The organism is Planotetraspora kaengkrachanensis (assembly GCF_016862895.1).
Lineage (GTDB): Bacteria > Actinomycetota > Actinomycetes > Streptosporangiales > Streptosporangiaceae > Planotetraspora > Planotetraspora kaengkrachanensis.
The window spans coordinates 156,663-181,334 of record NZ_BONV01000017.1 but is presented as its reverse complement, the minus strand read 5'-3'; the positions used below and the strand labels follow the sequence as shown (position 1 = coordinate 181,334).

General features: G+C 69.7%; 22 protein-coding genes and 1 tRNA gene. 11 read left to right on the top strand and 12 right to left on the bottom strand.

The annotated features are described in order from the left end of the window. The first annotated feature begins 18 nt into the window (after positions 1-18). Both Pka01_RS20190 and Pka01_RS20185 read left to right on the top strand, forming a co-directional pair. Complete coding sequence (locus Pka01_RS20190; protein WP_203884360.1) at positions 19-1,047, top strand: zinc-dependent alcohol dehydrogenase family protein; 1,029 nt, start codon at positions 19-21, stop codon at positions 1,045-1,047. Between the two features lie 73 nt (positions 1,048-1,120). Beyond that, on the top strand, positions 1,121-1,819 hold the full coding sequence (locus Pka01_RS20185; protein ID WP_203884359.1) for a flavin reductase family protein: 699 nt from the start codon (positions 1,121-1,123) through the stop codon (positions 1,817-1,819). Here Pka01_RS20185 and Pka01_RS20180 read toward each other — a convergent pair. Then, complete coding sequence (locus Pka01_RS20180; protein WP_373318176.1) at positions 1,809-2,633, bottom strand: EamA family transporter; 825 nt, start codon at positions 2,631-2,633, stop codon at positions 1,809-1,811. The genes Pka01_RS20185 and Pka01_RS20180 overlap by 11 nt on opposite strands. A 171-nt stretch (positions 2,634-2,804) precedes the next feature. Then, positions 2,805-3,830, bottom strand: a complete 1,026-nt coding sequence (locus Pka01_RS20175; protein WP_239115147.1) for a cation diffusion facilitator family transporter — start codon at positions 3,828-3,830, stop codon at positions 2,805-2,807. A gap of 213 nt (positions 3,831-4,043) precedes the next feature. On the opposite strand from Pka01_RS20175, the gene Pka01_RS20170 reads away from it, so the two are divergent. From Pka01_RS20170 to Pka01_RS20155, 4 genes are all read left to right on the top strand, one after another. Continuing rightward, positions 4,044-4,400: an ArsR/SmtB family transcription factor gene (locus Pka01_RS20170; protein WP_203884358.1), complete on the top strand. Its 357-nt coding sequence runs from the start codon at positions 4,044-4,046 to the stop codon at positions 4,398-4,400. Between the two features lie 221 nt (positions 4,401-4,621). Further along, positions 4,622-5,113 (top strand): hypothetical protein, encoded by a 492-nt coding sequence (locus Pka01_RS20165; protein ID WP_203884357.1) that lies wholly within the window; start codon positions 4,622-4,624, stop codon positions 5,111-5,113. After that, positions 5,110-6,285: a zinc-dependent alcohol dehydrogenase gene (locus Pka01_RS20160; RefSeq protein ID WP_203884356.1), complete on the top strand. Its 1,176-nt coding sequence runs from the start codon at positions 5,110-5,112 to the stop codon at positions 6,283-6,285. Before Pka01_RS20165 ends, Pka01_RS20160 begins: the two co-directional genes overlap by 4 nt. Positions 6,286-6,898: 613 nt before the next feature. Then, positions 6,899-9,232: a HelD family protein gene (locus Pka01_RS20155; protein ID WP_203884355.1), complete on the top strand. Its 2,334-nt coding sequence runs from the start codon at positions 6,899-6,901 to the stop codon at positions 9,230-9,232. 108 nt (positions 9,233-9,340) lie between these two features. Here the strand turns inward: Pka01_RS20155 and Pka01_RS20150 are convergent, their stop codons facing one another. Next, positions 9,341-9,730 carry a YtxH domain-containing protein gene (locus tag Pka01_RS20150; RefSeq protein WP_239115146.1) on the bottom strand — a complete coding sequence of 130 codons (390 nt, stop codon included), beginning with the start codon at positions 9,728-9,730 and terminating at the stop codon, positions 9,341-9,343. Between the two features lie 249 nt (positions 9,731-9,979). Here Pka01_RS20150 and Pka01_RS20145 point away from each other — a divergent pair, with 249 nt between their 5' ends. After that, positions 9,980-10,510 carry a peptidylprolyl isomerase gene (locus Pka01_RS20145; RefSeq protein ID WP_203884353.1) on the top strand — a complete coding sequence of 177 codons (531 nt, stop codon included), beginning with the start codon at positions 9,980-9,982 and terminating at the stop codon, positions 10,508-10,510. A gap of 64 nt (positions 10,511-10,574) precedes the next feature. Next, on the top strand, positions 10,575-11,429 hold the full coding sequence (locus Pka01_RS20140) for a rhomboid family intramembrane serine protease (protein WP_203884352.1): 855 nt from the start codon (positions 10,575-10,577) through the stop codon (positions 11,427-11,429). A gap of 146 nt (positions 11,430-11,575) precedes the next feature. Here Pka01_RS20140 and Pka01_RS20135 read toward each other — a convergent pair whose 3' ends face one another. Continuing rightward, the gene (locus Pka01_RS20135) at positions 11,576-11,821 is read right to left on the bottom strand and encodes a cell division protein CrgA (RefSeq protein WP_203884351.1); all 246 of its coding nucleotides are present in this window, start codon (positions 11,819-11,821) and stop codon (positions 11,576-11,578) included. Positions 11,822-12,045: 224 nt separating this feature from the next. Between Pka01_RS20135 and Pka01_RS20130 the strand changes: the two genes are divergently transcribed. Beyond that, positions 12,046-12,624: an anthranilate synthase component II gene (locus Pka01_RS20130; protein WP_203884350.1), complete on the top strand. Its 579-nt coding sequence runs from the start codon at positions 12,046-12,048 to the stop codon at positions 12,622-12,624. A 268-nt stretch (positions 12,625-12,892) separates the two neighbouring features. Here Pka01_RS20130 and pknB read toward each other — a convergent pair whose 3' ends face one another. From pknB to Pka01_RS20100, 6 genes are all read right to left on the bottom strand, one after another. Next, a complete protein-coding gene (pknB, locus tag Pka01_RS20125; protein WP_203884349.1) occupies positions 12,893-14,746 on the bottom strand; it encodes a Stk1 family PASTA domain-containing Ser/Thr kinase in 1,854 nt (617 codons plus the stop codon). A gap of 318 nt (positions 14,747-15,064) precedes the next feature. After that, positions 15,065-16,522 carry a peptidoglycan D,D-transpeptidase FtsI family protein gene (locus Pka01_RS20120; protein WP_203884348.1) on the bottom strand — a complete coding sequence of 486 codons (1,458 nt, stop codon included), beginning with the start codon at positions 16,520-16,522 and terminating at the stop codon, positions 15,065-15,067. Next, positions 16,519-17,862 carry an FtsW/RodA/SpoVE family cell cycle protein gene (locus Pka01_RS20115; RefSeq protein ID WP_203884405.1) on the bottom strand — a complete coding sequence of 448 codons (1,344 nt, stop codon included), beginning with the start codon at positions 17,860-17,862 and terminating at the stop codon, positions 16,519-16,521. The genes Pka01_RS20120 and Pka01_RS20115 overlap by 4 nt, the downstream gene beginning before the upstream one ends. A 26-nt stretch (positions 17,863-17,888) precedes the next feature. Then, positions 17,889-19,172, bottom strand: coding sequence for a Stp1/IreP family PP2C-type Ser/Thr phosphatase (locus Pka01_RS20110; RefSeq protein WP_203884347.1), 1,284 nt, complete (start codon positions 19,170-19,172; stop codon positions 17,889-17,891). Beyond that, positions 19,169-19,633 carry an FHA domain-containing protein FhaB/FipA gene (locus Pka01_RS20105; protein ID WP_203884346.1) on the bottom strand — a complete coding sequence of 155 codons (465 nt, stop codon included), beginning with the start codon at positions 19,631-19,633 and terminating at the stop codon, positions 19,169-19,171. Before Pka01_RS20105 ends, Pka01_RS20110 begins: the two co-directional genes overlap by 4 nt. 17 nt (positions 19,634-19,650) lie before the next feature. Further along, complete coding sequence (locus Pka01_RS20100) at positions 19,651-20,391, bottom strand: FHA domain-containing protein (RefSeq protein WP_203884345.1); 741 nt, start codon at positions 20,389-20,391, stop codon at positions 19,651-19,653. 158 nt (positions 20,392-20,549) lie between these two features. Between Pka01_RS20100 and Pka01_RS20095 the strand changes: the two genes are divergently transcribed. Together Pka01_RS20095 and Pka01_RS20090 are read left to right on the top strand one after the other, a co-directional pair. Next, a tRNA-Leu gene (locus tag Pka01_RS20095) sits at positions 20,550-20,632 on the top strand. 351 nt (positions 20,633-20,983) lie between these two features. Next, the gene (locus tag Pka01_RS20090) at positions 20,984-22,177 is read left to right on the top strand and encodes an MFS transporter (protein WP_203884344.1); all 1,194 of its coding nucleotides are present in this window, start codon (positions 20,984-20,986) and stop codon (positions 22,175-22,177) included. Here the strand turns inward: Pka01_RS20090 and Pka01_RS20085 are convergent. After that, on the bottom strand, positions 22,137-23,141 hold the full coding sequence (locus Pka01_RS20085) for a hemolysin family protein (protein WP_203884343.1): 1,005 nt from the start codon (positions 23,139-23,141) through the stop codon (positions 22,137-22,139). The genes Pka01_RS20090 and Pka01_RS20085 overlap by 41 nt on opposite strands. Continuing rightward, a complete protein-coding gene (locus tag Pka01_RS20080; protein ID WP_203884342.1) occupies positions 23,138-24,583 on the bottom strand; it encodes a hemolysin family protein in 1,446 nt (481 codons plus the stop codon). Before Pka01_RS20080 ends, Pka01_RS20085 begins: the two co-directional genes overlap by 4 nt. Positions 24,584-24,672 lie beyond the last annotated feature (89 nt).

The following is a 24,672-nucleotide window of genomic DNA, read 5'->3' as shown; positions in this document are numbered from 1 at the left end:
ATGAGGAGCAACCCCACAATGAGCAGGATCCTTCTCGCCAAGCTCGGCGGCGACGCCGAATCGTTCCGACTCGACGACGCGCCCGTTCCGGCTCCCGGCCCCGGCGACCTGCTCGTCGCCCTCGAGGCCGCACCGATCAATCCCGCCGACTTCCTGCTGTCCAACGGCTGGTACGCCGTGCAGCCCGAGCTCCCCTTCGCGATGGGGGCCGAGGGCGTCGGCCGGGTGATCGCGGCCGGATCGGCCGCCGACCAGGCGCTGGTGGGGCGGCGCGTGCTGGTCCTCCCCACCTACGAGCAGGGCACGTGGGCGGACAGGATCGTCGTCCCCGCCCGCAACGTGGTCACCGTCGGGGAGGCGGCCGACGCCCTTCAGCTCGCCATGCTCGGGGTCAACCCGGCGACCGCCCATCACCTGCTCAACCGGTACGTGTCGCTGAAGCCCGGCGACTGGATCGGCCTCACGCTGGCCAACTCCGCCGTCGGTCAGAACGTGATCGCCCTGGCCAGGAGGGCGGGCGTCAGAACGCTCGCCGTCGTCCGCCGGGAAGAGGCGGCCGAGCACGTGAGGAGACTCGGCGCCGACGCCGTCATCGTCGACGACGGGGAGAACCTCGGCGACAAGGTGGCCCAGGCCCTCGACGGCGCGAAGCTGCGGCTGCTCCTTGACGGGATCGGCGGCGCCGACGTCGTCGCCCAGGTGGCGCCTTCGATCGAGACCGGTGGGGCATTCGTCACCTTCTCATCCGTGACCGGTCAGCCGCCGCTCATGCCGCTCGGCGAGCTCGTCTACCGCGAGATCTCCGTCCACGGGATCTTCGTGATCAACTGGGTCTGGAACGCGCCGCGTGAGGAGATCGAGCAGGTCTACGCGGAGCTCTCCGAGCTCGTCGAGAAGGGCGTGCTCGGCGCCTCGGTCGAGGCCACCTACTCGCTCGGCCAGTACCGCGAGGCCATCGCGCACGCCCAGCGGCCCGAGCGCTCGGGCAAGGTGCTGTTCACCTTCGGCCAGGCGGGTCAGGCGGGCCAGGCGGGCACGCCCCGCTGACCGACGCCGAGGCGAGGATGCCCCGTCTGATTGCCGCCAGTGTCGATCAGGCGGGGGGAAGACACTGATCCGCATGGCAACGACCACCCCGTCGCACACGCGGATCGAACCCGGAATCCTGTACTTCGGCACCCCGGTGGTGCTGATCTCCACTCTCAACGAGGACGGATCGGCCAACCTGGCGCCGATGTCGTCCGCCTTCTGGCTCGGCTGGCGGGCCGTACTCGGCCTCGGCGCCCGCTCGAAGACCGCGCAGAACCTGCTGCGAACCCGCGAGGGCGTGCTGAACCTTCCGTCCGACTCGCTCGCGGCGGCCGTCGACAGGCTGGCGCTGACGACGGGTTCCGATCCCGTCCCGCCGTCCAAGCACAGGCGCGGCTACCGGTTCGTGGCCGACAAGTTCGCCCGCGCCGGCCTCACCCCCGTCGCCTCCGAGACGGTGGGACCCCCGAGGGTCGCGGAATGCCCGGTGAGCATGGAGGTGGTCGTCGAAGGCGTGCACGACGTGGCGCATGACGACGAGGCTCAGCGGGGCGGGATCGTGGCCATCGAGGTGCGCGTCCTGCGGGTGTACGTCCATGAGGAGATACGCATGGCGGGCACGGCCGACCGCATCGACCCCGACGCGTGGCGGCCGCTCATCATGAGCTTCCAGAAGTTGTACGGCCTGGGCCCCCAGGTGCATCCTTCGACGCTCGCGCGCATACCCGAGCACCTGTATCGGGGCCCGGACATCGAGCGGGCACGGCGGACGCCCGCCACTACAGGTTGATCAGGATGATCCCGGCCACGACGACGACGCTGGCGAGGGCCCGCTTCGACCCGAACCGTTCGCCGAGGAACACCGCACCGATGATCGCGCCGAAGATGATGCTGGTCTCCCTGAGGGCGGCGATCGGTGCGAGCGCACCCCGTGTCTGGGCCCACAACACGAGCCCGTACGCCAGCTGCGACGCCACTCCTCCGCCGAGACCGGCCGCGAGCGAGGGGCGCATCAGCCCGGGCAGCGCACGGCCGCGCCGGACCACGGCGATCAGGGGCAGCACCGGCCCCTGGAACAGGAACAACCACGACGCATAGGTGAGCACCGGCGCGTGCTGGACGCCGACGCCGTCGACGAGCGTGTAGGCGGCGATCATCACCCCGGTGGCGAAGGCGGCGGCGAGCGCGGGCAGGCGGCTTCGGTCCGGCCGCCCCCCGATGAAGACCAGGCCCATCAGCCCGATGGAGACGACCGCGACCCCGGCCGCCTCGGTCCAGGAAAGCTCCTGCCCGAGCAGGGTCGCGCTCACCACCGCCACGACCCACGGCGAGGTGCCCCGGGCGAGCGGATACGTCTGGCTGAACTGTCCGAGCTGGTAACTGGCCAGCAGGAGGAGTTGGTAGGTGACCGTGAGGATCGAGGAGATGACGATGAACGGCCAGGCGTCGGCCGGCGGTAGACCGTTGATCGCGACACCGATCACCCCGATCGCGGTGAAGGGGATCCCGATGAGGGCGAAGCCGGTCAGCCGGTCGGGCGAGCCGTGGGCGATGGCGTTCCACGTCGCGTGGAGGAGGGCCGAGCCCAGCACGACGGCCACCACTACGGAGTCGAGGCCGGAGGTCGGCGTGCCGGCGGACAGAGGCTCGATGACCGCGTGCGCGACCACGGAATGAGCGGTCACCGTGCAGGTGCTCCTTGGGGGTGGTGGAGGAACGGCTCGCTCGAAGGTGTGAACGGCGGGGCCTCGGCGGGTTCGTCCCGGCGCGATCGCTCAGGCGGCCCGGCGATGGCTGACGAGCGCGGCGTGGTGATCGGTCCCGTCCGGGCTGTCGGGGTCGGCGTGCACGGTCGCCGCGCGCAGGCGCGGGAGGGCGTGCATGAGCCGATGCTCGGTCTCGACGGCGACCGCGTGCGCCTGGAGCAGGGACAGATGGTGCCCGACGACGATGTCGACTTCGGCGCGCAACGCATGGCCGATCCAGCGTAGGCGAACCGAGCCGATTCCCAGCACGCCGTCCGTGCCCGCGATGATCTGTTCCGCCTGGTCGATCAGGTCGGGGTCGACCGCGTCCATGAGCCGCCGGTAGATCTCACGCGCCGCGTCGCGGAGCACATAGAGGATCGCGACCGTGATGAGCAGGCCGACGATCGGGTCCGCGATCGGGAGTCCGAGCGCCGTGGCGACCGCGCCGATCAGGACGGCGAGCGAGGTGAAGCCGTCGGCGCGGGCGTGCAGGCCGTCGGCGACCAGCGCGGCCGAGCCGATCTCCCGCCCCACCTTGATGCGGAACCGGGCGACCCACTCGTTCGCCACGAAGCCGACGACCGCCGCCGCCGCGACCCAGCCGAGAGCCCGTACGCCCTGGGGTTCGAGCAGTCGCATGACGGCGGCGTAGCCGGCCAGCCCGCCCGACACCGCGATGATCAGCACGATGACGATCCCAGCGAGGTCCTCGGCTCTGCCGTACCCGTAGGTGAAGCGGCGGCTGGCATGGCGGCGGCCGACGGAGAAGGCGATGGCGAGCGGGACGGCGGTCAGCGCGTCGGCGACGTTGTGCAACGAGTCGCCGAGCAGCGCCACCGAGCCCGACATCGCCACGATGACCCCCTGCACCGCCGCAGCGACGATGAGGACGGCGAACGAGACGCCGAGCACGCGGAGGCCGCGCGTGCTCGACTCGAAAGCCGCGTCGGTCTTGTCCGCGCTGTCGTGGCTGTGCGGCGTGAACGCGTGCCGCGCCGCGGACGTCATCCGGCCGAACCGGCCCCGGGCCTGGCCGGCGCCCTCGTGAGCCACCCCGTCCGCGTGCGGGTGAGCATGCCCGTGCCCATGTCCATGTGCGGGCGCATGTCCATGTCCGTGTCCGTGTCCGTGCCCGTGTGTGTTCCCGTGTGATGCGCCGGGCGGAGGCTCGCGCGGATGCTCGGACGGCGTCGACGTCGAAGGCAGGGTGTCGGACATGATGCCTCGCTTGCGGACGACATGGTTGTCCGGCGATTATATGTAGTCATGTACGCACGCGACAACGAATCAGGTGCCAACCAGTCGCAGGAGCAACCCGCGGCCGATCGGGTGAACGCCGCCGTCGACGCGTTTCGCATGCTCAGCGATGCCACCCGGCTGCGCCTGATGTGGCTGCTCTCCCATGGTGAGTACGACGTCGGCTCGCTCGCGGAGACCATCGCCGTGTCGCGGCCTCTGGTCTCCCAGCACCTCGCCAAGCTCAGGCTCGCCGGACTCGTGCACACCCGGAGGGACGGCCGCCGTGTCCTCTACCGGGCGCGCGACTCCCATGTCAGGGCGCTCATCGCGGAGGCGCTGTTCCACGCCGACCACGAGGTGAGCGGGACGCCCCGACACGACTGACGCGGCCGTACAGGCACAGCGCGGGAAGCGCCGAATTCCGGCCGTTCCCGGTACCGGGTCCGGGCCGGTCAAACTCCTGCGTCGGTCAGGGAATCGCGAACTCCCGGCGGCCTCGGTCCCGCCCTGCCCAACTCCCCCTCACGCGACCTCATGCGGAGATAGCCGCGCGCGGCCGGTGGGTAGCCCTCCCATGGACTTACCCGTCCAAAGGGGGACGAACTATGAAACGTGTCGTCATCGGCGTGGTGAGCCTGGCCGGGACCGGAGTGGTCGTGGCGCGCTGGCTGGCCGCACGGCGCCGGGGTCCTTCGCCGGTGAAGGACCCGAGGGAACGGCACAGGTGGATGGCCGTCACCATCAATTGCCGCACTGACGACGTGGCGCCCGACGGGCGTCTGCCGCGGCCGCTGGCAGACCTCGACGTCGAGGTGCGCATCGAGAAGGCGCCCGGTGACCGCGGGACTGAGCTTTACGCGCGCCCCCGCAGGCCCATGCCGGTGGGCCGTGCCGCCGTCCTGGCCAGGCTCCGCGGCGAGCACCCGCGCGAGCAGGTCAGAACGGCGCTGCGCCAGGTGAAATCCCTCATCGAGACCGGCGAGGTGCTCCGCCCTGACCCGGATCTGTCCCGGCGCCTCCCGGCCAGGGCCGGGAGGCCGATGGCCAAGGTGGTCGACATGGCGCTCGCGCGTTCCGCGGGGGAGGAGCGGCTGTGAAGGCGGTCTGCTGGCAGGGCGTCGGCGAGTTGACGGTCGAACGGGTGCCGGATCCCGGCATCCTCAACGGTCAAGACGCGATCGTCAAGGTCCTCGCGACCACGACCTGTGGTTCCGACCTCCACCTGCTGGGCGGTTACGTCTCGGCGATGCAGGCGGGCGACGTGATCGGCCACGAGTTCCTCGGCGAGATCGTCGAGACCGGACCCGACGTCCGGCGGCACAAGCCGGGCGACCGTGTCGTCGTGTGCTCGATCATCGGCTGCGGGCGTTGCTGGGCCTGCCGGCACGACCTGTGGTCCCTGTGCGAGAACAGCAACCCGACTCCCGACCTCGCGGAGGCGCTCTGGGGCGGCGCCACCGCCGGGGTCTTCGGCTTCTCGCACATGATGGGCGGCTTCCACGGCAGCCACGCGGAGTTCATCCGGGTGCCCTTCGCCGACCACAACGCGTTCCAGGTGCCCGAGGGCGTCGAGGACACCGGCGCGCTGTTCACGTCGGACGCCGCGCCCACCGGATGGATGGGCGCCGACCTCGGGGGCGTGAAACCCGGAGACGTGGTCGCCGTCTGGGGCTGCGGCGCGGTCGGCCAGATGGCGGCGCGCGCGGCGATGCTGCTCGGCGCGGAACAGGTCATCTCGATCGACCGGTTCCCCGAGCGGCTGGCGATGACCGCGCGCCACGTCGGGTCCGAGGTCGTCGACTACACGGCCACCGATGTCCTCGCCGAACTGCGGGAACGGACCGGAGGCCGAGGTCCGGACGTCTGTATCGAGGCGGTCGGGATGGAGGCGCACGCCGTCGGCGCCGACCTCGTGCACGAGCCGGCCAAGCGGCGCCCGGGGACCGAGCAGGAACGACCGTTCGCCCTGCGGGAGGCGATCCTCGCGTGCCGTCCGGGCGGGTCGGTGTTCATCCTGGGCGTCTTCGCCGGCATGGTGGACCGTTTCCCGCTCGGCGCGATGATGAACAAGGGGCTGACGGTCCGCGGGGCCCAGCAACACGGCCATCGGTACATCCCGATGCTGCTCGACCTGGTGGCCAGGGGAGAGCTGGTGACCTCCCACCTCGCGACGCACATCATGCCGCTGGACGAGGCCCCTCTCGGATACGACATGTTCAGGGACAAGAAGGACGGCTGCGTGCGGGTGGTCTTCCGCCCCGACATGTGACCCCGAAATGTGACCCCGAAATGTGACCCGGCCGTGCGGCCCGATCGGGGCAGGCTCCGGTCAACGCCCGCCGCCTTCCGTGGGGGAAGGCGGCGGGCCTCGAGGGGTTCAGCGGACGGTTGGGGCGGCCAGCCGTTCCGCCTCTTCGTGCAGGGCCTGGACGAGGATCAGCTCCAAGCGGAGCTCCTGGTCCACCAGCCCGTCGAGGACGTCCATCCGGGCCTCCTTGACACAAAAGACGCATCGATAGTCACAGGGGTTCACCAGATAAAGGCGCAGATTTCCGATATCGAGTCTCGACGGTGATCGTCGATAGAGCGGGCCGCCGCCGTAATGGCTGGTCAGTCCCGGACTAGGACGCCCGGAATTTCGCTGGTTGTGACCGATATCTCTTGGTTATCGCATTCTCACTCTGCGTTTGAATTGCAGTACCGAGAGTCAAATGGGCGAGACAACCCCTGGGGGGCCGACGCGGTAGGGCCCGGGCGGCCGCCAACGAAAAAACTCCCGGCGTGCGGAAGCGCGCGTCGGGAGCTCTGTGGCCTATGCTGGAATACTCTGTCGAAATTTCTCAGGATGTCGACACATATTCCAGGAGGAGTTTATCAAAGAGATGGAGCGACGTCAATCTCGAACCGCGCGCGCCGAGGCATTGCGAGGGGAACAGTCCTACGTCTCCATGCTCTACGAACGGCTCGACGTCGTTCGGGACCGAACGCGGGAGGCGCTTCGCGACGTCCTCGCCCGAGGGGGGTCCGGCACCCGGCAGGCGATGGTCGAGCGGGAGGTGACCGCGGACGAGCACGCACGACGCCTCTCCCAGCTGTCCGCCGTCGAGCGCGGCCTGTGCTTCGGGCGCATAGACGACGACCGCGGCGACACGCTGTACATCGGCAGGATCGGCCTGCGCGACGACGAGCACGAGTCGAAGCTGATCGACTGGAGGGCGCCGGCCGCGCGTCCGTTCTACGTCGCGACGCCGGCCGACCCGGGCGCCCTCGTACGGCGCCGCCATCTCCACCTGCGCGACCGCACGGTCACCGGCATCGACGACGAGGTCTTCGACCTGGACCGGATGAGCGAGGCCGATCGCCGCACGCTGGTGGGCGAGGCCGCCCTGATGGCCTCCCTACGGCGCGGGCGCACCGGCCGGATGGGAGAGGTCGTCGCCACCATCCAGACCGAGCAGGACCGAGTCATCCGCTCCGGCCTCCACGGGGTCCTGGTCGTCCAGGGCGGTCCGGGGACGGGCAAGACGGTGGCCGCGCTGCACCGCGCCGCCTACCTGCTCTACGCCCACCGCGCCACGCTCGAACGGCGTGGTGTGCTCGTCATCGGCCCCAACGCCATGTTCTCCCGGTACATCGGCCAGGTCCTGCCGTCGCTCGGCGAGACCGAGGTGGTGCTGTCCAGCGTGGGAGAGCTCCATTCCGGCGTGCACGCCGTCGAGGAGGACTCCGAACCTGCGGCCGTCGTCAAGGGCGGTCTGCGCATGGCGGCCGTGGTGGAGAAGGCGGTGCGCGACCGGCAGCGCGTGCCCGACGGCGACCTCGAGATGGCCGTCCCCGTGCGGACGTCGCTGCGCGACGGCGTGGAGGTCGTGGTCGAGGAGATGACGGTCCGGATGGACCACGCCTCGTGCGTCCGCGCCCGTGACCGGGCACGCACCCTCCTCCGGCCGCACAACCTCGCACGCGACGCCTTCGTCCGCCAGGTGCTCGGCGCGCTCGCGCGTGACGAGGCCACCCAACTCGACCGCCCGGTCGACGCGGAGGACCTGCGCTACGCGGCGAAGAACCTCTGGCAGTACCAGGCCGTGCGCGACGCCCTCGACGGCCTGTGGCCCGAACTCACCCCTGAGGACCTGATCCGTGAACTGCTCTCCGACGAGGACGTGCTGCGCTCGGCCGCCGGGCCGTACCTCTCCGAGGCCGAGCTCTCCGTCCTGCTGCGCGAGCGTGACGCGCCGTGGACGGTCGGGGACGTCCCGCTGCTCGACGAGGCCGCGGAGCTCCTCGGCGAGGACGACAGCCCCGCCAGGAGGCGTGAGCGGCTCGCCGAGCGGAGACGGCGGGCCGAGGAGACGTACGCCGCCGGGGTCCTGGCGATCAACGACCTCGGTGAGCTGATGGAGGCGTCGGACGTCGCCGACCGGCACCGCGACGACGGTCCTACGATCACGACGGCGGACAGGGCCGTCCGCGATCGCGACTGGGCGTACGGCCACGTCATCGTGGACGAGGCGCAGGAGTTGTCGGAGATGACCTGGCGGACCGTCATGCGCCGGGTCCCCACCCGCTCGCTGACCGTCGTCGGGGACGTCGCGCAGACCGGCTCGGCCGCGGGCGCCCGCTCATGGGGCGAGATGCTCGACCGTTACGTCGAGGGCCGCTGGCGGGAGGAGCGGCTGCTCGTGAACTACCGCACACCCGTGGAGATCATGGACGTCGCCGCGGACGTCCTGAGCGCCGTCGCGCCGGGCCAGACGCCCCCCGAGTCCGTACGGTACGGCGAGGCCGCGCCGCGCGCCGTGCCGGCCGCGCAGACCGACCTGCGCCACCTGGTGGAGTCCGAGCTCCGCGGCATCGGGGAGGGCCGCCTCGCGATCGTGACCCCCGACGCCCGCCGCGCCGAGGTCGCCGCGCTGTTCCCCGAGACCGCCGACCCGCTCGACGCCACGGTGGCGGTGCTCACGGTCGTCCAGTGCAAGGGCCTGGAGTTCGACGCGGTCGTGGTCGTCGATCCGGGGGCGATCCTGGGCCAGTCGGCCAAGGGCGGCCAGGACCTGTACGTGGCGATCACGAGGGCGACCCGGAGGCTGACCGTGGTCTACGAGGGGGAGCTGCCGGAGATGCTGCGCCGGCTCGACGGATCACCCGGGCGCCGGCTCGGGGAAGGGGATCACGCCGGCGAGGCGCGGGCCCGGAGTGAGGACCCGGCTGGATGACCTCTGCGGGACGACCCCCGCATACGAGTACGGCCGGCGCTTCGATCGGCGCCGGCCGTACCCGTCCACCTCGGTGGAGAACATCGCCGGAACCCGGCGGGGACGACGTCAGGAGATCTTGCCGGATATGTCGTCGCTCTTCCTGCCCGCCTTGTCGGCGGCCTCCTTGGCCTGTTCTCCGGTCCACTTCGAGGTGTCGGAAACGCCCTCCCGCATGTTGTCCTTCATGGTGTCCGTCCAACGCTGCGCGTTGTTGCGGTACATGATGGCGCCGACGGCGCCGATCGCCGCGCCGGTGAGCAGCGCGAGTATCGGCCATCGGCGGCGGGGTCTCGCGGGCGACACGTCGACCCGGCGGGACATCTCGGCGAGGAACGCGCTCACCATCGGCGCGAGCTGTTCCTCGACGGAATGCGAGGCCTGGTCGAGCTTGGGCGCAGCCCAGATCCTGGCGTCCTCGAGGCGATGGGCGGCCATGTCGCGAGCTGTCTCCGCCATCGGGCTCACTCTCCGGCCGGCCTTCCTGGCCTGCCCTTTCATCAGCCCGAGCCACGCCTGCGGCGCCATCGCCTCGGTGTGGCGCCTCTTCTTCATTGTCAGGGACACAATCAACCTCCCCTGTCGACGGGGCCCTGTGACGACCCCCTTCCCGTGTGATTGCGGCTCAATCCTGGGCAGGTCGGGGAGCCGTCGTGGATACCCTGTTCAACGGACAACTAACACCTGTACATAAGGGGGCGGCCTCCGATGGCTGAGAACCTCATCGCGAACCTGCGCACCAACCGCGGCACGATCCGTGTCAAGCTCTTCCCGAACCAGGCGCCCAAGACGGTCCGCAACTTCGTCGAGCTTGCCGAGGGCGGCCGCGAGTGGACCCACCCGGAGACGGGCGCGAAGACGACCGACAAGCTGTACGACGGCACGATCTTCCATCGGGTCATCAGCGGCTTCATGATCCAGGGCGGCGACCCGCTGGGCCAGGGCATCGGCGGCCCGGGCTACAGCTTCGACGACGAGATCCACGTCGACAACCAGTTCAACCGGCCGTACCTGCTGGCCATGGCCAACGCGGGCAAGCGGTTCGGCAAGGGCACCAACGGATCTCAGTTCTTCATCACCGTCTCGCCGACCCCGCACCTCAACCAGGGTCACACCATCTTCGGTGAGGTCATCGAGGGCAGCGACGTCGTGGACGCGATCGCCAAGACCCAGACCGACGGCCGTGACAGGCCCGTCGAGGACGTCGTCATCGAAGAGGTGACGATCGAGCGTTCCTGAACCGCTCCCCAGCGTCAGCGGCTTATAGGCTGGGAGCGATTGACCTGCCCCTTGAGAGGACGTCATGACCTCCCAGCCCCCGCCTTCGGAGCAGCCTCCGGTCCCACCGGGTGCCGAGGCCGTGCCCACCTGTTACCGGCATCCGGATCGCGAGACCTACGTCCGCTGCCAGCGCTGCAACAAGCCGATCTGCCCGGACTGCATGCGTGAGGCCGCCGTCGGCCACCAGTGCGTCGAGTGCGTCCGCGAGGGCAACCAGTCCGTACGGCAGGCGCAGGCCCCGATGGGCGGCGCCTATGTCGCCAAGCCGCGGGTCACCTGGGCGCTGCTGATCGCGAACGTCGTCGCCTTCGGGCTGCAGTCCCTCGTGCCCTCGTTCCAGGGCGAGTTCGCGGTGTCGGCGCTGCACATCTACGTCGGCGAGTGGTGGCGGCTGATCACCGGGGCGTTCCTGCACTCCGGAGTGATCCACATCGCGTTCAACATGTGGGCGCTCTACGTGATCGGGCCGGAACTCGAGCGGCGGCTGGGTTCCCTGCGTTTCGCGACGCTGTACCTGCTGTCCGCGATCGGGGGCTCGGTCGCGATCTACCTGTTCGGCAATGTGGCGGTCGGCGCCTCGGGCGCGATCTACGGCCTGTTCGGGGCGCTCTTCGTGGTCGCCAAGAGGATGGGGTACGACGCGCGCGGCGTCCTCATGTTGATCGGCATCAACATCGTCATGACGTTCGTGTTGCCGGGCATCAGCTGGCAGGGGCACCTGGGCGGCCTCGTGACCGGAACGCTGGTGGCCGCGGCCTTCGCCTACGCTCCGGCGAAGAACCGCGCCGCGGTCCAGTTCGGGTCCGCGGCCGCCGTCCTCGTCGTACTCATCCTGCTGGTCACCCAGATGACGCCGCTCGTCCTGTCAAGTTTTTGAGTTCGTGCTGCCCACAGGCTGTGGATAAAGCCTGTGGAAAGAATCACTCCGGGAAGTGCCGGGACGACGGCCACGCAGGCCGCGTCACGGCCTCCCGGAGGTCTGGACTCCGGGCCGTGCCGGCCGGGGCGTCGGACGGGGCTCGATCACCGCCACTTGGTGGACAGGATCACGCCGAAGATGATGAACCCGAACCCGATCAGCAGGTTCCAGTTCGACAGCGTGGACAGACCAGGCATGTCGGGGACCACGTAGTACACGGCGATCCACACGATGCCGATGAGCCAGGAGGCGACCATGACCGGCGCGAGCCAGCGCGGGCTGACCTTGACCGACTGCGTCTTCTGCGGCGCCGTGTAGACGGCCTTCTTGCGGGTCTTGGGCTTGGGCACGGAGTTCTCCTGGTGGGCACCCGCGCGGTTGTGCGGGCTTTGTCAGTAGCGTAACCGCTGTTCGGACGGAGTCCCGAGTAAGAATAGTCGGCGTGGCCGTTCCACGGCGATCCCCGCGCGCACCACCTGCCTGACCTGCGGTGATCCGGATGGTTCCACAGTGATGTGCCGTGATTGCCATAGTCTGGCGGAGTGACCATCGAGTTCTCGGTCCCGAGAGACGCATGACCGCGCCCCGCGTCCTCGTGGTGGACAATCACGACAGCTTCGTCCACACGATCGTCCAGTACCTCCGTGAGCTTGGCGCCGACTGCGACGTCCGGCCGCGTGATCATGTCACGGTCGAGGACGCCGACGGCTTCGACGGCGTCCTGATCTCCCCCGGACCGGGCACTCCCGAGGCCGCCGGGGTGAGCGTGCCCCTCGTGTCGCACTGTGCGGAGCGCGGGCTCCCGCTTCTGGGCGTCTGCCTGGGCCACCAGGCCATCGCCGTCGCGTACGGCGGCACCGTGACCCGGGCTCCCGAACTCATGCACGGCCGTACGAGCCTGATCGCCCACGACGGCAGGGGCGTCTTCGCGGACATCCCCTCACCGGTGACGATGACGCGCTATCACTCGCTGGCGGTCGTGCCCGAGACCGTGCCGGACGTCCTCGAGGTCACCGCCACCACTCCCGACGGCGTCGTCATGGGGCTGCGCCACCGGAGCGCGCCCCTCGAAGGGGTGCAGTTCCACCCGGAGTCGGTGGTGTCCGAGCACGGCCACCGGCTTCTCGGCAACTGGCTTCGAGGAATCCTGTAACGCTTTCCCGCCGCCCGGCGAACTACAGATGAGGGCCTCCGCCATTGCCCCCGAGTGGCGGAGGCCCTCTCTGTTTTCCCCGGGCCGTCTGCGTTTTCCCGGTCGTCTGCGCGGGCTCGCCCCGCTGCGTCATATCCGCTGTCGCGGGTTCCCCTGGTCGTGCGGTGCGGCTCCGTCGCCGAGCTTGCTGAGACCGTCGTTCCGTGTCGTGGCCAGGAACGGCGAGAGGGCCCGCCAGAAAACTGGCGGGCCCTCTCGCACTGAGGATCTACTGGCCGTTACCACCGGTCCCCGGGTCCGGCGTCGTCTGGCCCGGATCCGGCGTCTGCCCCGGGTCCGGCGTCTGGCCCGGGTCCGGAGTGGTCGGCGGCGGCGGCGGCGGAGCCTGCGGGGCCCCCTTGGAGACCGTGATCGTGATCGTGGTCCCCGGTGCCAGCTTGCCGCTCTGCGGCGACTGGTCGATCACGTTGCCCGCGGGCACCACGGTGCTCTCCGCGGTGACGGTCTTGACGTTGAAGCCCGCCCCCTTGAGCGTGTTCTTCGCGTCCTGCTGGGTCAGTCCGAGGACGGACGGGACCTCGGTCATCTCCTTCGGCACGTAGAGCCGCACCGTGTCGCCCTTGCCGACCTTGCTGCCGGCCTTGGGGCTGATCCTGAAGACCTGGTCCTGCGGAGTGTTGGACACCGCGGCGACGACGCTGCCCTTCAGACCGAGCTCCTCCAGTTGCGCCTGGGCGTCCTCCGGCGACTTGCCGACCAGGTCATCCGGAACCTCGATCTGCTCCTGGCCCTTGGACAGGATGATCGTGACGGAGGAGCTCGGGTCGACCTCGGTGTCGGCCTCGGGGTCGGTCTTGATCACCGAGTCCTTGGGCACGTCGTCGCTGAACTCCGCGGTCCCGTAGGTGAACGTGAGCGGGACAGCCTTCAGCGCGGCCTCGGCCGCCTCCTTCGTCTGGCCCGCGATCACCGGCACCTTGACCTTCGCGGCGGGGTCGTCGCCACCGCCGCCGAAGGTGAGCCACCCGATCCCGACGAACGCGCCGATGATCAGCAGCGGGACGACGATCCACAGGGTGGTCTTGAGCGCCCTGTTGTCGTTGTCCTGCCGGCGGTGCCCGTCGTAACGGCCGCCCCGCTCCTCAGCCCCGTAGTTGTACTGCGGGATCGACCGGGTGCCCTGGCCGTTGGGGCCCTGCCCCGCGGCCATCGTCCGGGTGCGGTCCTGCCCGCCGTACGAGTTGTAGTTGCTGGCCATGGCCATGGTCTGCGGGTCGACCGGCATGCCGGACATCGCGCGCTGGATGTCGCGCCGCATCTCCTCGGCGCTCTGGTAGCGCTGGACGGGGTCCTTCGCCATCGCCTTGAGCACGATCGCGTCGGCCCACTTGGGAATCTCCGGGTCGATCCGCGACGGCGGAATCGGGTCCTCCCGGACGTGCTGGTAGGCGATCGCCACGGGGGAGTCGCCGGTGAACGGCGGCTGCCCGGTGAGCAGTTCGTAGAGCACGCAGCCGGTCGAGTAGATGTCGCTGCGGGCGTCGACGCGCTCACCGCGCGCCTGCTCAGGCGACAGATACTGCGCGGTGCCGATCACCTGGGCGGTCTGCGTCATCGTCGCGGCTGAGTCGGCCATCGCGCGGGCGATGCCGAAGTCCATGACCTTGACCTCGCCGTTGCGGGTCAACATGATGTTCGCCGGCTTGATGTCCCGGTGGACGATGCCGCCCCTGTGGCTGTAGTCGAGGGCCCGGAGGATGCCGTCGACCAGCTCCATCGCGCGCTCGGGCAGCAGTCGCCTGTCGGCGCGCAGCAGGTCCCGCAGCGTCCGCCCGTCGACGAACTCCATCACGATGTACGGCACGGGCGTCGCTTCCATCATGTCCTCGCCCGTGTCGTACACGGCGATGATCGATGGATGGTTCAGCGAGGCGGCCGACTGGGCCTCCCGCCGGAACCGCGCCTGGAAGGTGTGGTCGCGCGCCAGGTCGGAGCGGAGCGTCTTGATCGCGACAATACGGTCCAGCCGGATGTCCCGGGCGCGATACACCTCGGCCATGCCGCCACGCCCGACGACGCCGTCGAGCTGATAGCGTCCGCCGAGAAGTCGTGGCTGAGTCATTTCCTGCACTGTCCCTTGCCGTTCATCTTGGGGTGCCACCGCTGTCCATCATCGGTCCCTTTCCCCATCACGTCTCCTCATTCAGAGGTCTTGTGCCTTTTGGGGACCCCGGGGGGCCGGGAGCATCACCTGGCGTCGCGGTTGAGGCGGTCTGAATGGGGGTCGGGGTCGGGGACGGAGCCGGTGTGGGCGTCCGGGTGGATTGTGCCGCGGTGCTTACCATAGCCGACCGCGTCGCGTACGGGAGTGCCGACGTCACGTGAGCGGCGATGGTGCCGGTCCGACCAGGCCACCTGTCCGACAACGATTTCATTGAGATCATTTCTTGAGTACCGCCTGCATGACGTCACGGGCGATCGGGGCGGCGACGCCTCCGCCTGACGCGTCGTTGCCCGCGCTGCCGGATTCGACGAAGACCGCCACGGCGACCCGCGGGTTGTCCGCGGGGGCGAACGAGATGAACCACGCGTGTGACGCCTGGCCGGGCGAGGTCTCGGCGGTGCCGGTCTTGCCGGCCACCGTGATGCCGGGCAACTGGGCCGCGGTGCCGGTTCCGGACCGCACCACGTTCACCATCATCTTCGTCAACTGCGAGGCGACCTCGGGATCGACCGCCTCGGAGAACTCCTCGGGGTCGGTGGAGGTGACCTCGCTGCCGTCCGGTCCCATGATCTTGTTGACGAGGTAGGGCGTCATGACCGTGCCCTTGTTCGCGATCCCGGCGGCGACCATCGCCATCTGCATCGGGGTCATCTGGTTGCTGCGCTGCCCGATGGAGGTCTGGGCGAGAGCGGTCTCCCCCTCGTCCTTGCCGATGCTGCTTCCCGCGACGCTCAGCGGGATGGCGAGTTTCTTGCCGATGCCGAACTTCTCCGCCTGGTCCTTCAGCTTGTCGTAGCCGAGACCGACTCCGATGATGCCGAAGGGCGTGTTGCAGGAGATGGTCAGCGCCTCGAGCAGCGTGGCCCGGCCGCCGCACGACTCGCCGTGGTAGTTGACCAGCGGCGTGTTGCTGTCCTTGAAGGTCTTCGAGTCCGGCGCGTCGACCTCGGTCTCGGCGCTCCGGGACGAGTCGTCGCTGAGGAACGCCGCCGACGTGATCGTCTTGAAGGTCGAGCCCGGTGCGTAGGTCAGGTCGATGGCCCGGTCGAGCAACGGGTGGTTCGGATCCTTTTCGAGCTTGGCGTAGGCCTTGTTGACGTTGTCCTTGTTGGCCACCGCGAGGGGGTCGGGGTCGTAGGAGGGGACCGAGACCATCGTCAGGATCGCCCCCGTACGCGGGTCGAGCGCCACGACCGCTCCGCGCTTGCCCGTGTTCGCCAGGTCCTTGTAGGCGATCTGCTGGGCGTCGACGTTGAGCGTCAGGTCGACGCTGGCGCCCTTGGCCGGCTTGTTGGTGATCAGGTCGATCGCGCGCCGGACGACCAGGTCGGGGTGGCTGCCGTCGAGGTACTTGCCCTCCGCGCCCTCGATCCCCGTCGCGCTCTCGGGCGCGAAATAACCGACGGCGTGGGCGAAGGCCTTGCCCTGCGGATATCTCCGTTCGAACCGGTACGTGGGGTCCCCGGAGTCGACGGTCTTGGCCAGCGTCACCTTGCCGTTGTCGGCGGTGATCCACCCGCGGTCGACGGCGTAGCGCTCGTAGAAGGACCGCACGTTGCGGTTGTCGTGGCGCAGGCTGTCGCCCTTCACCGCCCCGAGATAGGTCACATTGGCCATGAGGAGGCCGAACATGAGGAGGCAGGCCACCGCGGCTCGCTTGAGCGTGCCGTTCATCGCTGCATCACCTGGGTGAGCCCCTCGTCCTGGATGGCCTGTGGCGGCGGCCGGCGGGCCGCGTCCGACATGCGTACCAGAACAGCGATAAGCATCCAGTTAGCCAGCAGTGCCGATCCTCCCGCGGACATGAACGGCGTCACCAGGCCGGTGAGCGGGATCAGCCTGGTCACGCCGCCGACGATGATGAAGACCTGCCAGGCGAGGATGAACGACAGGCCCCCCGCCAGCAGCTTGGAGAACGGGTCGCGGGCCGCTATCGCCGTCCGCAGCCCGCGCTGGACGATCAGCGCGTAGACCAGGAGGAGGGCCATCAGGCCGGTGAGGCCGAGTTCCTCGCCCGTCGCGGGGAAGATGAAGTCGGAGAACGCCAGCGGGATCAGGTTGGGGTGACCCTGCCCGAGACCTGTGCCGAGGATGCCTCCCGAGCCCATGGCGAACAGCCCCTGCATGAGCTGGAAACCGGCGGTCTCGTAGAGTTCCGGCGAGTCCGCGTGCAGCCAGGCGTCGAAGCGGGCCTCGACGTGGCTGAAGGCCATCCCGGCCAGTACGGCGCCGCCGGCGAAGAGCAGGATCCCGATGAGCACCCACGAGGTGCGCTGGGTGGCGATGTACAACATCGCGATGAACGTGCCGAACAGCAGCAGCGAGGTGCCGAGGTCCTTCTCCAGGATCAGCGTGGCGATCGCGAAGCCCCACGTGATGAGAACCGGGCCGAGGTCGCGGGCTCTGGGCAGGTCGATGAACAGCAGACGGCGGCCGGCGAGGGCGAGGACGTCGCGCTTGGCGACGAGGTAGCCGGCGAAGAAGACGACGAGCGCGAGCTTGGCGAACTCGCCCGGCTGGATGGAGAACTGGCCCAGGCGGATCCAGATCTTCGCGCCCTGCACCTCGCTCAGGCTGGCGGGCAGAACGGCGGGGATCGCCAGAAGGATCACTCCGGCGAAACCGGCGGTGTACGTCAGGCGTTGCAAGGCGCGCTGGTCCTTCAACACGATCAAAGTCGCGGAGAACATCACGACGCCGAGCGCCGTCCACATCAGCTGGGTCGTGGCGTTGGCGCCGGGCATGGGCGCCTGCTCCAGCCGGTAGATCATGACGATCCCGATGCCGTTGACCAGGGTCACCAGGGGAAGCAGGAGCGGATCGGCCCAGGGGGCGAATTTCGCGAGCACGAGGTAGGCGGCGAGCATCAGCGCGCCGAGACCGAGACCGTAGGTCAGCATGCCCGAGGGGATCTTGCCGTCCAACCCCAGGCCGACGCTGGCGTAGGCGCCCATGACGATCAGCACGGCGAAGGCCAGCATCGCCAGCTGGGCCCCGCGCCGCTTCGCGGTCATCGGGACGGGGGCGCCGTCGACAGCACTCACTTAGCGGACCTCGAGGGGGTCGGAGTGGCGCCGCCGTCCTGCGGGGGCGTGTTCGTGTCCGTCGTGCCGGTGGTGAAGCCCTTGAGCGTGGAGATCCCGGCCTGAAGGGTGTCGACGGGGATCCCGCTGTGGATCTGGTCCTGCTGGACGGCGGACAACGACGAGAGCTTCACGTGATCGGTGTAGGCGACCTTGTTCAGCGACAGCGGACCGAGTTGCGCGTCGACGCCGCGGAAGACCACGAGCTCGCCCCCGCTGGCGCCGACGTAGAACTGGTCCTGGGTCCACTTGTAGCCGAAGTAGCCGCCGGCCCCGAGCACGGCGGCCACGATCACGATCATGGTGGTCACGAGCGGCCAGGACCGGCGCTTCTTGGAAGGCCTCGCCGCCCGCGCGTCGGCCAGCGGCTCCCCGTCGAGGTCGTCGTCCACGATCACGGGCTGCGGAGCGGTGATGACGGTGGCACGGCCTGCCGGTGTGTCCGGCGGAACGCCGCGCACCCGTCCGGATCCCGCGGCCCCGACGACCGCGGCCGCGGTGAGCGGAGGCTGGGTGTCGTCGACCTCGATCACGTCGGCCAGCACGCAGGTGATGTTGTCGGGCCCGCCGCCCCTGTTGGCCAGGTCGATGAGCTGGCGGACGGTCTCTTCCGGGTCCTCGACCGTGCTGAGCGTGTGGTGCAGGGTCTCAGCGCTGACCACGGTGGACAGACCGTCGGAGCAGAGCAGGTACCGGTCGCCCACCTGGGCCTCACGGTCCTGCAGATCGGGGTCGACCTCGCCGCTGCCGTCCAGGGCGCGCAGCAGGATGGACCGCTGGGGATGGTTGGCGGCCTCCTCCTGGGTGATGCGGCCGTCGTCCACCAGCGACTGCACGAGGGTGTGGTCGTGGGTGATCTGGTAGAGCTCGCCGTTGCGCAGCAGGTACGCGCGGGAGTCGCCGACGTGGATCAGCGCGAACCGGGGCCCGTTCCAGAGCATCGCGGTGAGGGTGGTGCCCATGCCCTTGAGGCTCGGGTCCCGGGCCACCATCGCGTGGAGCTGATGGTTGGCGTCCCGGACCGCCGCTTCGATTTCGGTGAGCAGGTCACCCCCGAATGCGTCCTTGTCAAGGGACGACATGGCGGCGATGGCGACCGAACTGGCCACCTCGCCGTGAGCATGCCCGCCCATGCCGTCGGCGACGGCGAGCAGGCGCGCGCTGGCGTACGCGGAGTCCTCGTTGCCTTCGCGGAGGAGGCCGACGTCCGAGCGGGCGGCGTAGCGGAGTGCGATTGTCATTTGCGCAATTCGATGACGGTTTTGCCGATGCGGATCGGAACTCCGAGAGGCACCGGCGTCGGGCGGGTCACTTTAGAGCGTTCAAGGTACGTGCCGTTGGTCGAGCCGAGATCTTCCACGATCCACTGGCCGTCCTGGGGGAAGAGCCGGGCGTGCCGGCTCGAAGCGTAGTCATCGCTGAGGACCAGCGTGGCATCGTTCGCTCGGCCGATGGTGATGGGAGTCTCCGTGAGGTTGATGATGGTCCCTTGCAGGGGGCCACCGGTGACGATCAGCTGACGAGGATCCCCCTTCTTGGCCCGGGACGGGGGTTTGGCCACTTTGGCCGGCTTCCGTGCGACCGCGGGCGCCGTACGGGGGCCGAACAAGTCTGTCCGGATGACGCCGACCGCGGCAATCACGAAGAACCACAGCGCCGCCAGGAAGGCGAGCCGGATCAGCAGCAGCGTTAGCTCGGACATGGACGGTTTGTCTACCTCTAATCGCGGCGGAACACCAGTGTCGTGCGGCCCAACGTCACCCTCGTCCCGTCCTGCATCTCGATCCTGCGGATCGGCTGGCCGTTGATGAAGGTGCCGTTCGTGGAACCCAGATCGACGAGTACGACCTGCTGCCCCTCGACTCGTAGCTCGGCATGATGCCGTGAGACGCCGGGATCCACCAATCGGAGATCGCAGTCGGTGCCTCGGCCGAGCAGCGTGACCGGAGTTGTCAGCTCGTACGACCGCTGCCCCTGAGGGTCGTCCTGGGTGGAGACCAGAAGCCGAGGGCGTCCGCCGAAGGCGCCTGGGCGGCCCGCGGGCAGGTCGCTCACCGGCTGGCGGATCTCGTCCTGCTCGACCGTCGCCCCCCGGATGACGCCCGAACGGATCCGGAACAGCCCGACCGCGAGGTCGTCGGCCGTCTCGAACCGCATCCTGACCGGTCCCACGAACGAGTAGCCCTGCTCCGTGGCGTACTCCCGGGCGAGGTTGGCCAGCTCGTGGCCGATGCTGTCGGCGTAAACCTCGAGCCGCTCGCTGTCGGTCGTCGAGAGTTCCACCACGAAGTCGTTCGGCACGAGGGTCCGGCCCTGGGCGACGATCGCCGCCCGTTCGTCCATCTCCCTCTGCACGGCGCTTGCAACCTCGACCGGCTGGAGGTCGGACTTGAAGGCCCGCGCAAAGGCACCTTCAACCAAGCCTTCGAGCCTGCGCTCGAAGCGCTGAAGGACTCCCACCGGCTACCTCCCTTCCATTCTGTCTATGGTCGCGACCCGCTCCGGGGCTTCAGCGAGCTCCTTCGCTCCGTCGTCTAGAAGGATCGTATCCGGGTTCGGTAGCACCGGCGGTTGCGTGCTAACCTTTCCAGGCACCCAGCGATGGGAGCACCCGTAAGGGGCAAGTGGCGGAATGGCAGACGCGCACGGTTCAGGTCCGTGTGTCCGAAAGGACGTGGGGGTTCAACTCCCCCCTTGCCCACAGATTCATCGACGGCCTCAGGTGGCGGAAGCAAAGCTTCCATCCTGAGGCCTTTTCTGTTGCGTCATGCCCGGGCGTGTTTCCGTCGGACCCATGGTGGCGGGGGCGTTTCCGCCCTCCGCCGAGGATCCGCGGGGAGCCCGGAGAAGACGGATCGGCGGTGTGGCCGATCGCCATGATTCCTCCCCCGTCGTCCGGCCGATTTGTGATCACCATTGTCCCGGCCGGCCTTGCACTGCGCTTTCTGCCGGCTTGCGGCACTCTCCGGAGCGGCTTAGATCACTTTTCCATGTGTCTCATGATATGAACATATTTGTCTTAAATGGAGAGATACGGCCTAGCATGCCTGGCATGGGAAGACCGAATCGCTGGGCCATGCTGAGCCTCGGCATGGCGGCACAGGGCGCCGGATGCGTGTTCATGTACGGCCTGCCGTTCCTGCTCCCCGCCCTCGAGGCCGAGCACGGGCTCACACTCGCCGAGGCCGGGGTCGTCGTCGGCGCGCCCAGCGCGGGCATGCTCTTCACCCTCATCGCGTGGGGCTGGGTCGCCGACAGGTACGGCGAGAGGCTCGCGATGACCAGCGGACTCGCCCTCGCCACGGTCTTCCTGGGGGCGGCGGCGTTCGCCGGCCATCCCGCCGTGCTCGCGGCCCTTCTGGGCCTGGCAGGCGCCGCGGGCGCCTCGGCGAACGCCGCGAGCGGACGGGTCGTCCTCGGCTGGTTCCCGAAGGAGCGGCGCGGGGTCGCGATGGGCTGGCGGCAGACCGCGCAACCCCTCGGCGTGGCCCTCGCCGGAGTGATCGCCCCACCCGCCCTCCACCTCGGGGGCGTCCGGGGCGCCCTGCTGGCCATGGCCGCGATCTGCCTCGTCACGACCTGCTGTGTCGGGCTGATGGTGGTGGACCCCCCTCGTTCCGAGACGTCCGGCGGCTCACGTTCCGCCTCGCCGTACACCGACCCGGCGCTGTGGCGGGTGCACGCGGCCAGCATGTTGCTCGTCGTCCCCCAGTTCGCCACCGCCGCCTTCGCGCTGACCTACCTGGTGGCCGAGCGCCACTGGGCCGCCGCGACGGCCAGTCAGGTGATCGCGGCCGCGCAGCTCGCCGGCGCGGGCGGCAGGCTCCTGTGCGGCAGGTGGTCGGACCTCGCAGGCAGCCGGGTCGGTCCCATGCGGCGGCTCGCCCTGGTCAACGCCGCCGTCATGCTCGTGCTGGCGGCGGCCGTGCAGGCCGGGAACACCGCGGCTCCCGCCCTGCTCGTCGCGGCGTTGGTGATCTCGATGAGCGGGAACGGCCTTGCCTTCACCGCCGTCTCAGAACTCGCCGGCCCGGCCTGGGCCGGCCGGGCCATGGGAGCGCAGAACACGGGGCAGAACCTGATCGCCGCCGGCACGCCCCCGATCCTCGGCGCCCTGATCACGCACGCCGGGTTCGGCACGGCCTTCGCCCTCGCGGGGGCGCTGGCGCTGGCCGCGTCGACCGCGACGCCCGGCGTGCCGATGATCACGCCGCGAGCAGTTCGCCGACCAGTGTCGCCAGACTGATCATCCCGATCGCCTCGCCGTTCCTGTCGGTCACCAGTCCCAGCTCCGCGTGGGCGTCCTGGAGCACCGTCACGGCGTCGGGCACCGTCGTCACGCTCGGGAGCCGGGGGGCCGGGGTGGCGAGTTCGGCCAGTGGCCGTCCCGGCTGGACCAGCACGTCCCGGACGTGCAGGACCCCGACCACGTCCTGGTGTGAGACGACGAGCATGCGGAGATCCCCGCTGCGGGCCGCCGTCTGCCGCGCCTGGAAGTCGTCCGCGTCCACGGACACCACGGGCGCCTCGTCGAGCGGCACCGTCAGCCGCTCGATCGTCTGCGACTGGACCCGCAGAGCCCGCGTGAGCAGATCGTGCTCGTCCCGGTCGAGCATGCCCATCCGGCCCGACTCGGCGACCAGCATGGCGAGCTGGTGCGGCGTGCGCGTCGTGGCCAGCTCGTCGCGCGGCCGGACGCCGAACAGCCGCAGCAGCCCGTTGGTCGCGCCGTTCAGCACGGCGAGCAGGGGGCGGACGACCCACGTGAAGCCGCGGAACGGCAGCGCCAGAGCCATCGCGGCCCGCTCGGGGCGGGTCAGCGCCCACGACTTGGGCGCCATCTCCCCCACGACCATGTGGAGGAAGGTCACGAGCGCGAGCGCCACCACGTAGGCGACGGGGGTGCGCGCCGACTCGGGCAGGAGGCCGAGCACAGGCTCGAGCACGTGCTCGATGGCGGGCTCCGCGACCATGCCGAGTCCCAGGGACGACAGCGTGATGCCGAGCTGGGCGCCGGCGAGCATCAACGGCAGCTGCCTGCCCCCGCGGACGGCTCCGCGGGCGGCCAGCTTGACCAGGTTGCCGCCGGACAGCGCCGCCTCCTCCAGGCGGTGCCGCTTCGAGGACACCAGGGCGAACTCGGTGGCCACGAAGAAGCCGTTGGCGATCAGCAGGAAGACGCCGAGCAGGATCGCGCCGAACTCGCTCATGCGGGCCTCCCCTGGAACAGGGCGGAGAAGAGCTCGGGCGCGTAGTCGACGTGGTTGTCGTTGTCGGCCGCGGGCTCCTCGCCGGGCCGCTCGCCGTCCGCCTCCTCGTCGTGGAGCCCGAGCCGCACCCATTCGGGGACGTGGCGGTGGACGCTCAGGACCTTGAGCCTGGCCCGGTGGACTTCCGGCTCGTCGTCGCGGAACAGGTCGGCCTCCTGGGCGACGGCGGTGGTGACCTCGTCCCCCGGCTCGGCGATCCGGCCGAGGGAGGCGAGCACCAGGCCGGCGATCGTCTCGTAGTCCTCGCTCTCGGGGAGGGCCACGCCGGTGGCGCGCTCGACCTCGTCGAGGCGGAGCGTGCCCGGCACGTCCCACGTCCCGTCCCGGTGGCGTACGACGCCGAGGGGCTCGGGGTCGTTTTCGTCGACCAGTTCGCCGACGAGCTCCTCCGCGAGGTCCTCGATGGTCAGCACGCCGGCCAGCCCGCCGTACTCGTCGATCACGCACGCGAACGTGTCGCCCGACGCGGACATGCGCCGGAGCAGCTGGGGCAGGGGGAGCGTCGTGGGGACCAGCAGGGGCGGGCGGGTGAGGTCGCCGATGAGGCCGGCGGAGGGAGACCCGGCCTCCAGGTACTCCCGCACGCCGGTGACGCCGACCACGTCGTCGGTGTCGGTCCCGAGCACGGGGTATCGCGAGCGGCCGTGCTCGCGCAGGCTCTGGAGCAGGTCGGCGACCGGCCGGTCCGCGCGCAGCGAGACCACCCGGGGGCGGGGGACCATGACGTCCTCGGCGACGTGGTCGCCGAACTCGAGCGACCGCTTCAGGAGCTCGGCCAGCCGCGGCGGCACCTCGCCCGCCGAGGCGGAGTCGGCCACGATGCGGGACAGCTCGTCGGGCGTCGCACCGTGTTCGAGCTCCTCGACGGGCTCGATGCCCACGAGGCGGACGAGCCTGGTCGCGGCCGCGTCGAACAGGTGGATCACCGGACCGGCGATCTTCAGATAGAGCAGCGTGGAGCGGGCGAGGAACTTCGCGACCGCCTCGGGACGGGCGATGCCGACGTTCTTGGGCGCGAGCTCACCGAAGATCATCTGTATGATCGTCGCGACGGCGACACCGATGGCGACGGCGAGTCCGGCAACCACCGTGTCCGGCACGCCGAGGTCCCTCAGCGGGCTCCTGATGACGTCGGCGATCGCCGGTTGGGCGACGAAGCCCACGAGCAGGGTGGTGACGGTGATGCCCAGTTGCGCGCCCGACAACATGAAGGACAGGCGGCCGGTGACCTCGAGGGCCCGGCGGGCGGCGGCGTCGCCACTCGCCGCCTGGTCACGCAGTGCGCCCCGGTCGGACGCCACGAAGGCGAACTCCTGCGCGACGAAGTAACCGGTGGCGAGGGTGAGGATGAGGACGGCCAGTAGGCCTGCGGCGGCGCTCATCGCGCGTCGACCGAATGATCAAGCGATCCCGTGCATACGCACGGGCAAGTACTCCACGGGTCCGAGCCGGACACGGTAATCCTTTCGAG

Excerpts from the sequence above, each read along its gene's own strand:
- Pka01_RS20190 (WP_203884360.1), top strand. The coding sequence starts at position 19 with ATGAGCAGGATCCTTCTCGCCAAGCTCGGCGGCGACGCCGAATCGTTC.
- Pka01_RS20185 (WP_203884359.1), top strand. The coding sequence starts at position 1,121 with ATGGCAACGACCACCCCGTCGCACACGCGGATCGAACCCGGAATCCTG.
- Pka01_RS20170 (WP_203884358.1), top strand. The coding sequence starts at position 4,044 with ATGTACGCACGCGACAACGAATCAGGTGCCAACCAGTCGCAGGAGCAA.
- Pka01_RS20165 (WP_203884357.1), top strand. The coding sequence starts at position 4,622 with ATGAAACGTGTCGTCATCGGCGTGGTGAGCCTGGCCGGGACCGGAGTG.
- Pka01_RS20155 (WP_203884355.1), top strand. The coding sequence starts at position 6,899 with ATGGAGCGACGTCAATCTCGAACCGCGCGCGCCGAGGCATTGCGAGGG.
- Pka01_RS20150 (WP_239115146.1), bottom strand. The coding sequence starts at position 9,730 with ATGGCGGAGACAGCTCGCGACATGGCCGCCCATCGCCTCGAGGACGCC.
- Pka01_RS20145 (WP_203884353.1), top strand. The coding sequence starts at position 9,980 with ATGGCTGAGAACCTCATCGCGAACCTGCGCACCAACCGCGGCACGATC.
- Pka01_RS20140 (WP_203884352.1), top strand. The coding sequence starts at position 10,575 with ATGACCTCCCAGCCCCCGCCTTCGGAGCAGCCTCCGGTCCCACCGGGT.
- Pka01_RS20130 (WP_203884350.1), top strand. The coding sequence starts at position 12,046 with ATGACCGCGCCCCGCGTCCTCGTGGTGGACAATCACGACAGCTTCGTC.
- pknB (WP_203884349.1), bottom strand. The coding sequence starts at position 14,746 with ATGACTCAGCCACGACTTCTCGGCGGACGCTATCAGCTCGACGGCGTC.
- Pka01_RS20120 (WP_203884348.1), bottom strand. The coding sequence starts at position 16,522 with ATGAACGGCACGCTCAAGCGAGCCGCGGTGGCCTGCCTCCTCATGTTC.
- Pka01_RS20115 (WP_203884405.1), bottom strand. The coding sequence starts at position 17,862 with ATGACCGCGAAGCGGCGCGGGGCCCAGCTGGCGATGCTGGCCTTCGCC.
- Pka01_RS20110 (WP_203884347.1), bottom strand. The coding sequence starts at position 19,172 with ATGACAATCGCACTCCGCTACGCCGCCCGCTCGGACGTCGGCCTCCTC.
- Pka01_RS20105 (WP_203884346.1), bottom strand. The coding sequence starts at position 19,633 with ATGTCCGAGCTAACGCTGCTGCTGATCCGGCTCGCCTTCCTGGCGGCG.
- Pka01_RS20090 (WP_203884344.1), top strand. The coding sequence starts at position 20,984 with ATGGGAAGACCGAATCGCTGGGCCATGCTGAGCCTCGGCATGGCGGCA.
- Pka01_RS20085 (WP_203884343.1), bottom strand. The coding sequence starts at position 23,141 with ATGAGCGAGTTCGGCGCGATCCTGCTCGGCGTCTTCCTGCTGATCGCC.
- Pka01_RS20080 (WP_203884342.1), bottom strand. The coding sequence starts at position 24,583 with ATGAGCGCCGCCGCAGGCCTACTGGCCGTCCTCATCCTCACCCTCGCC.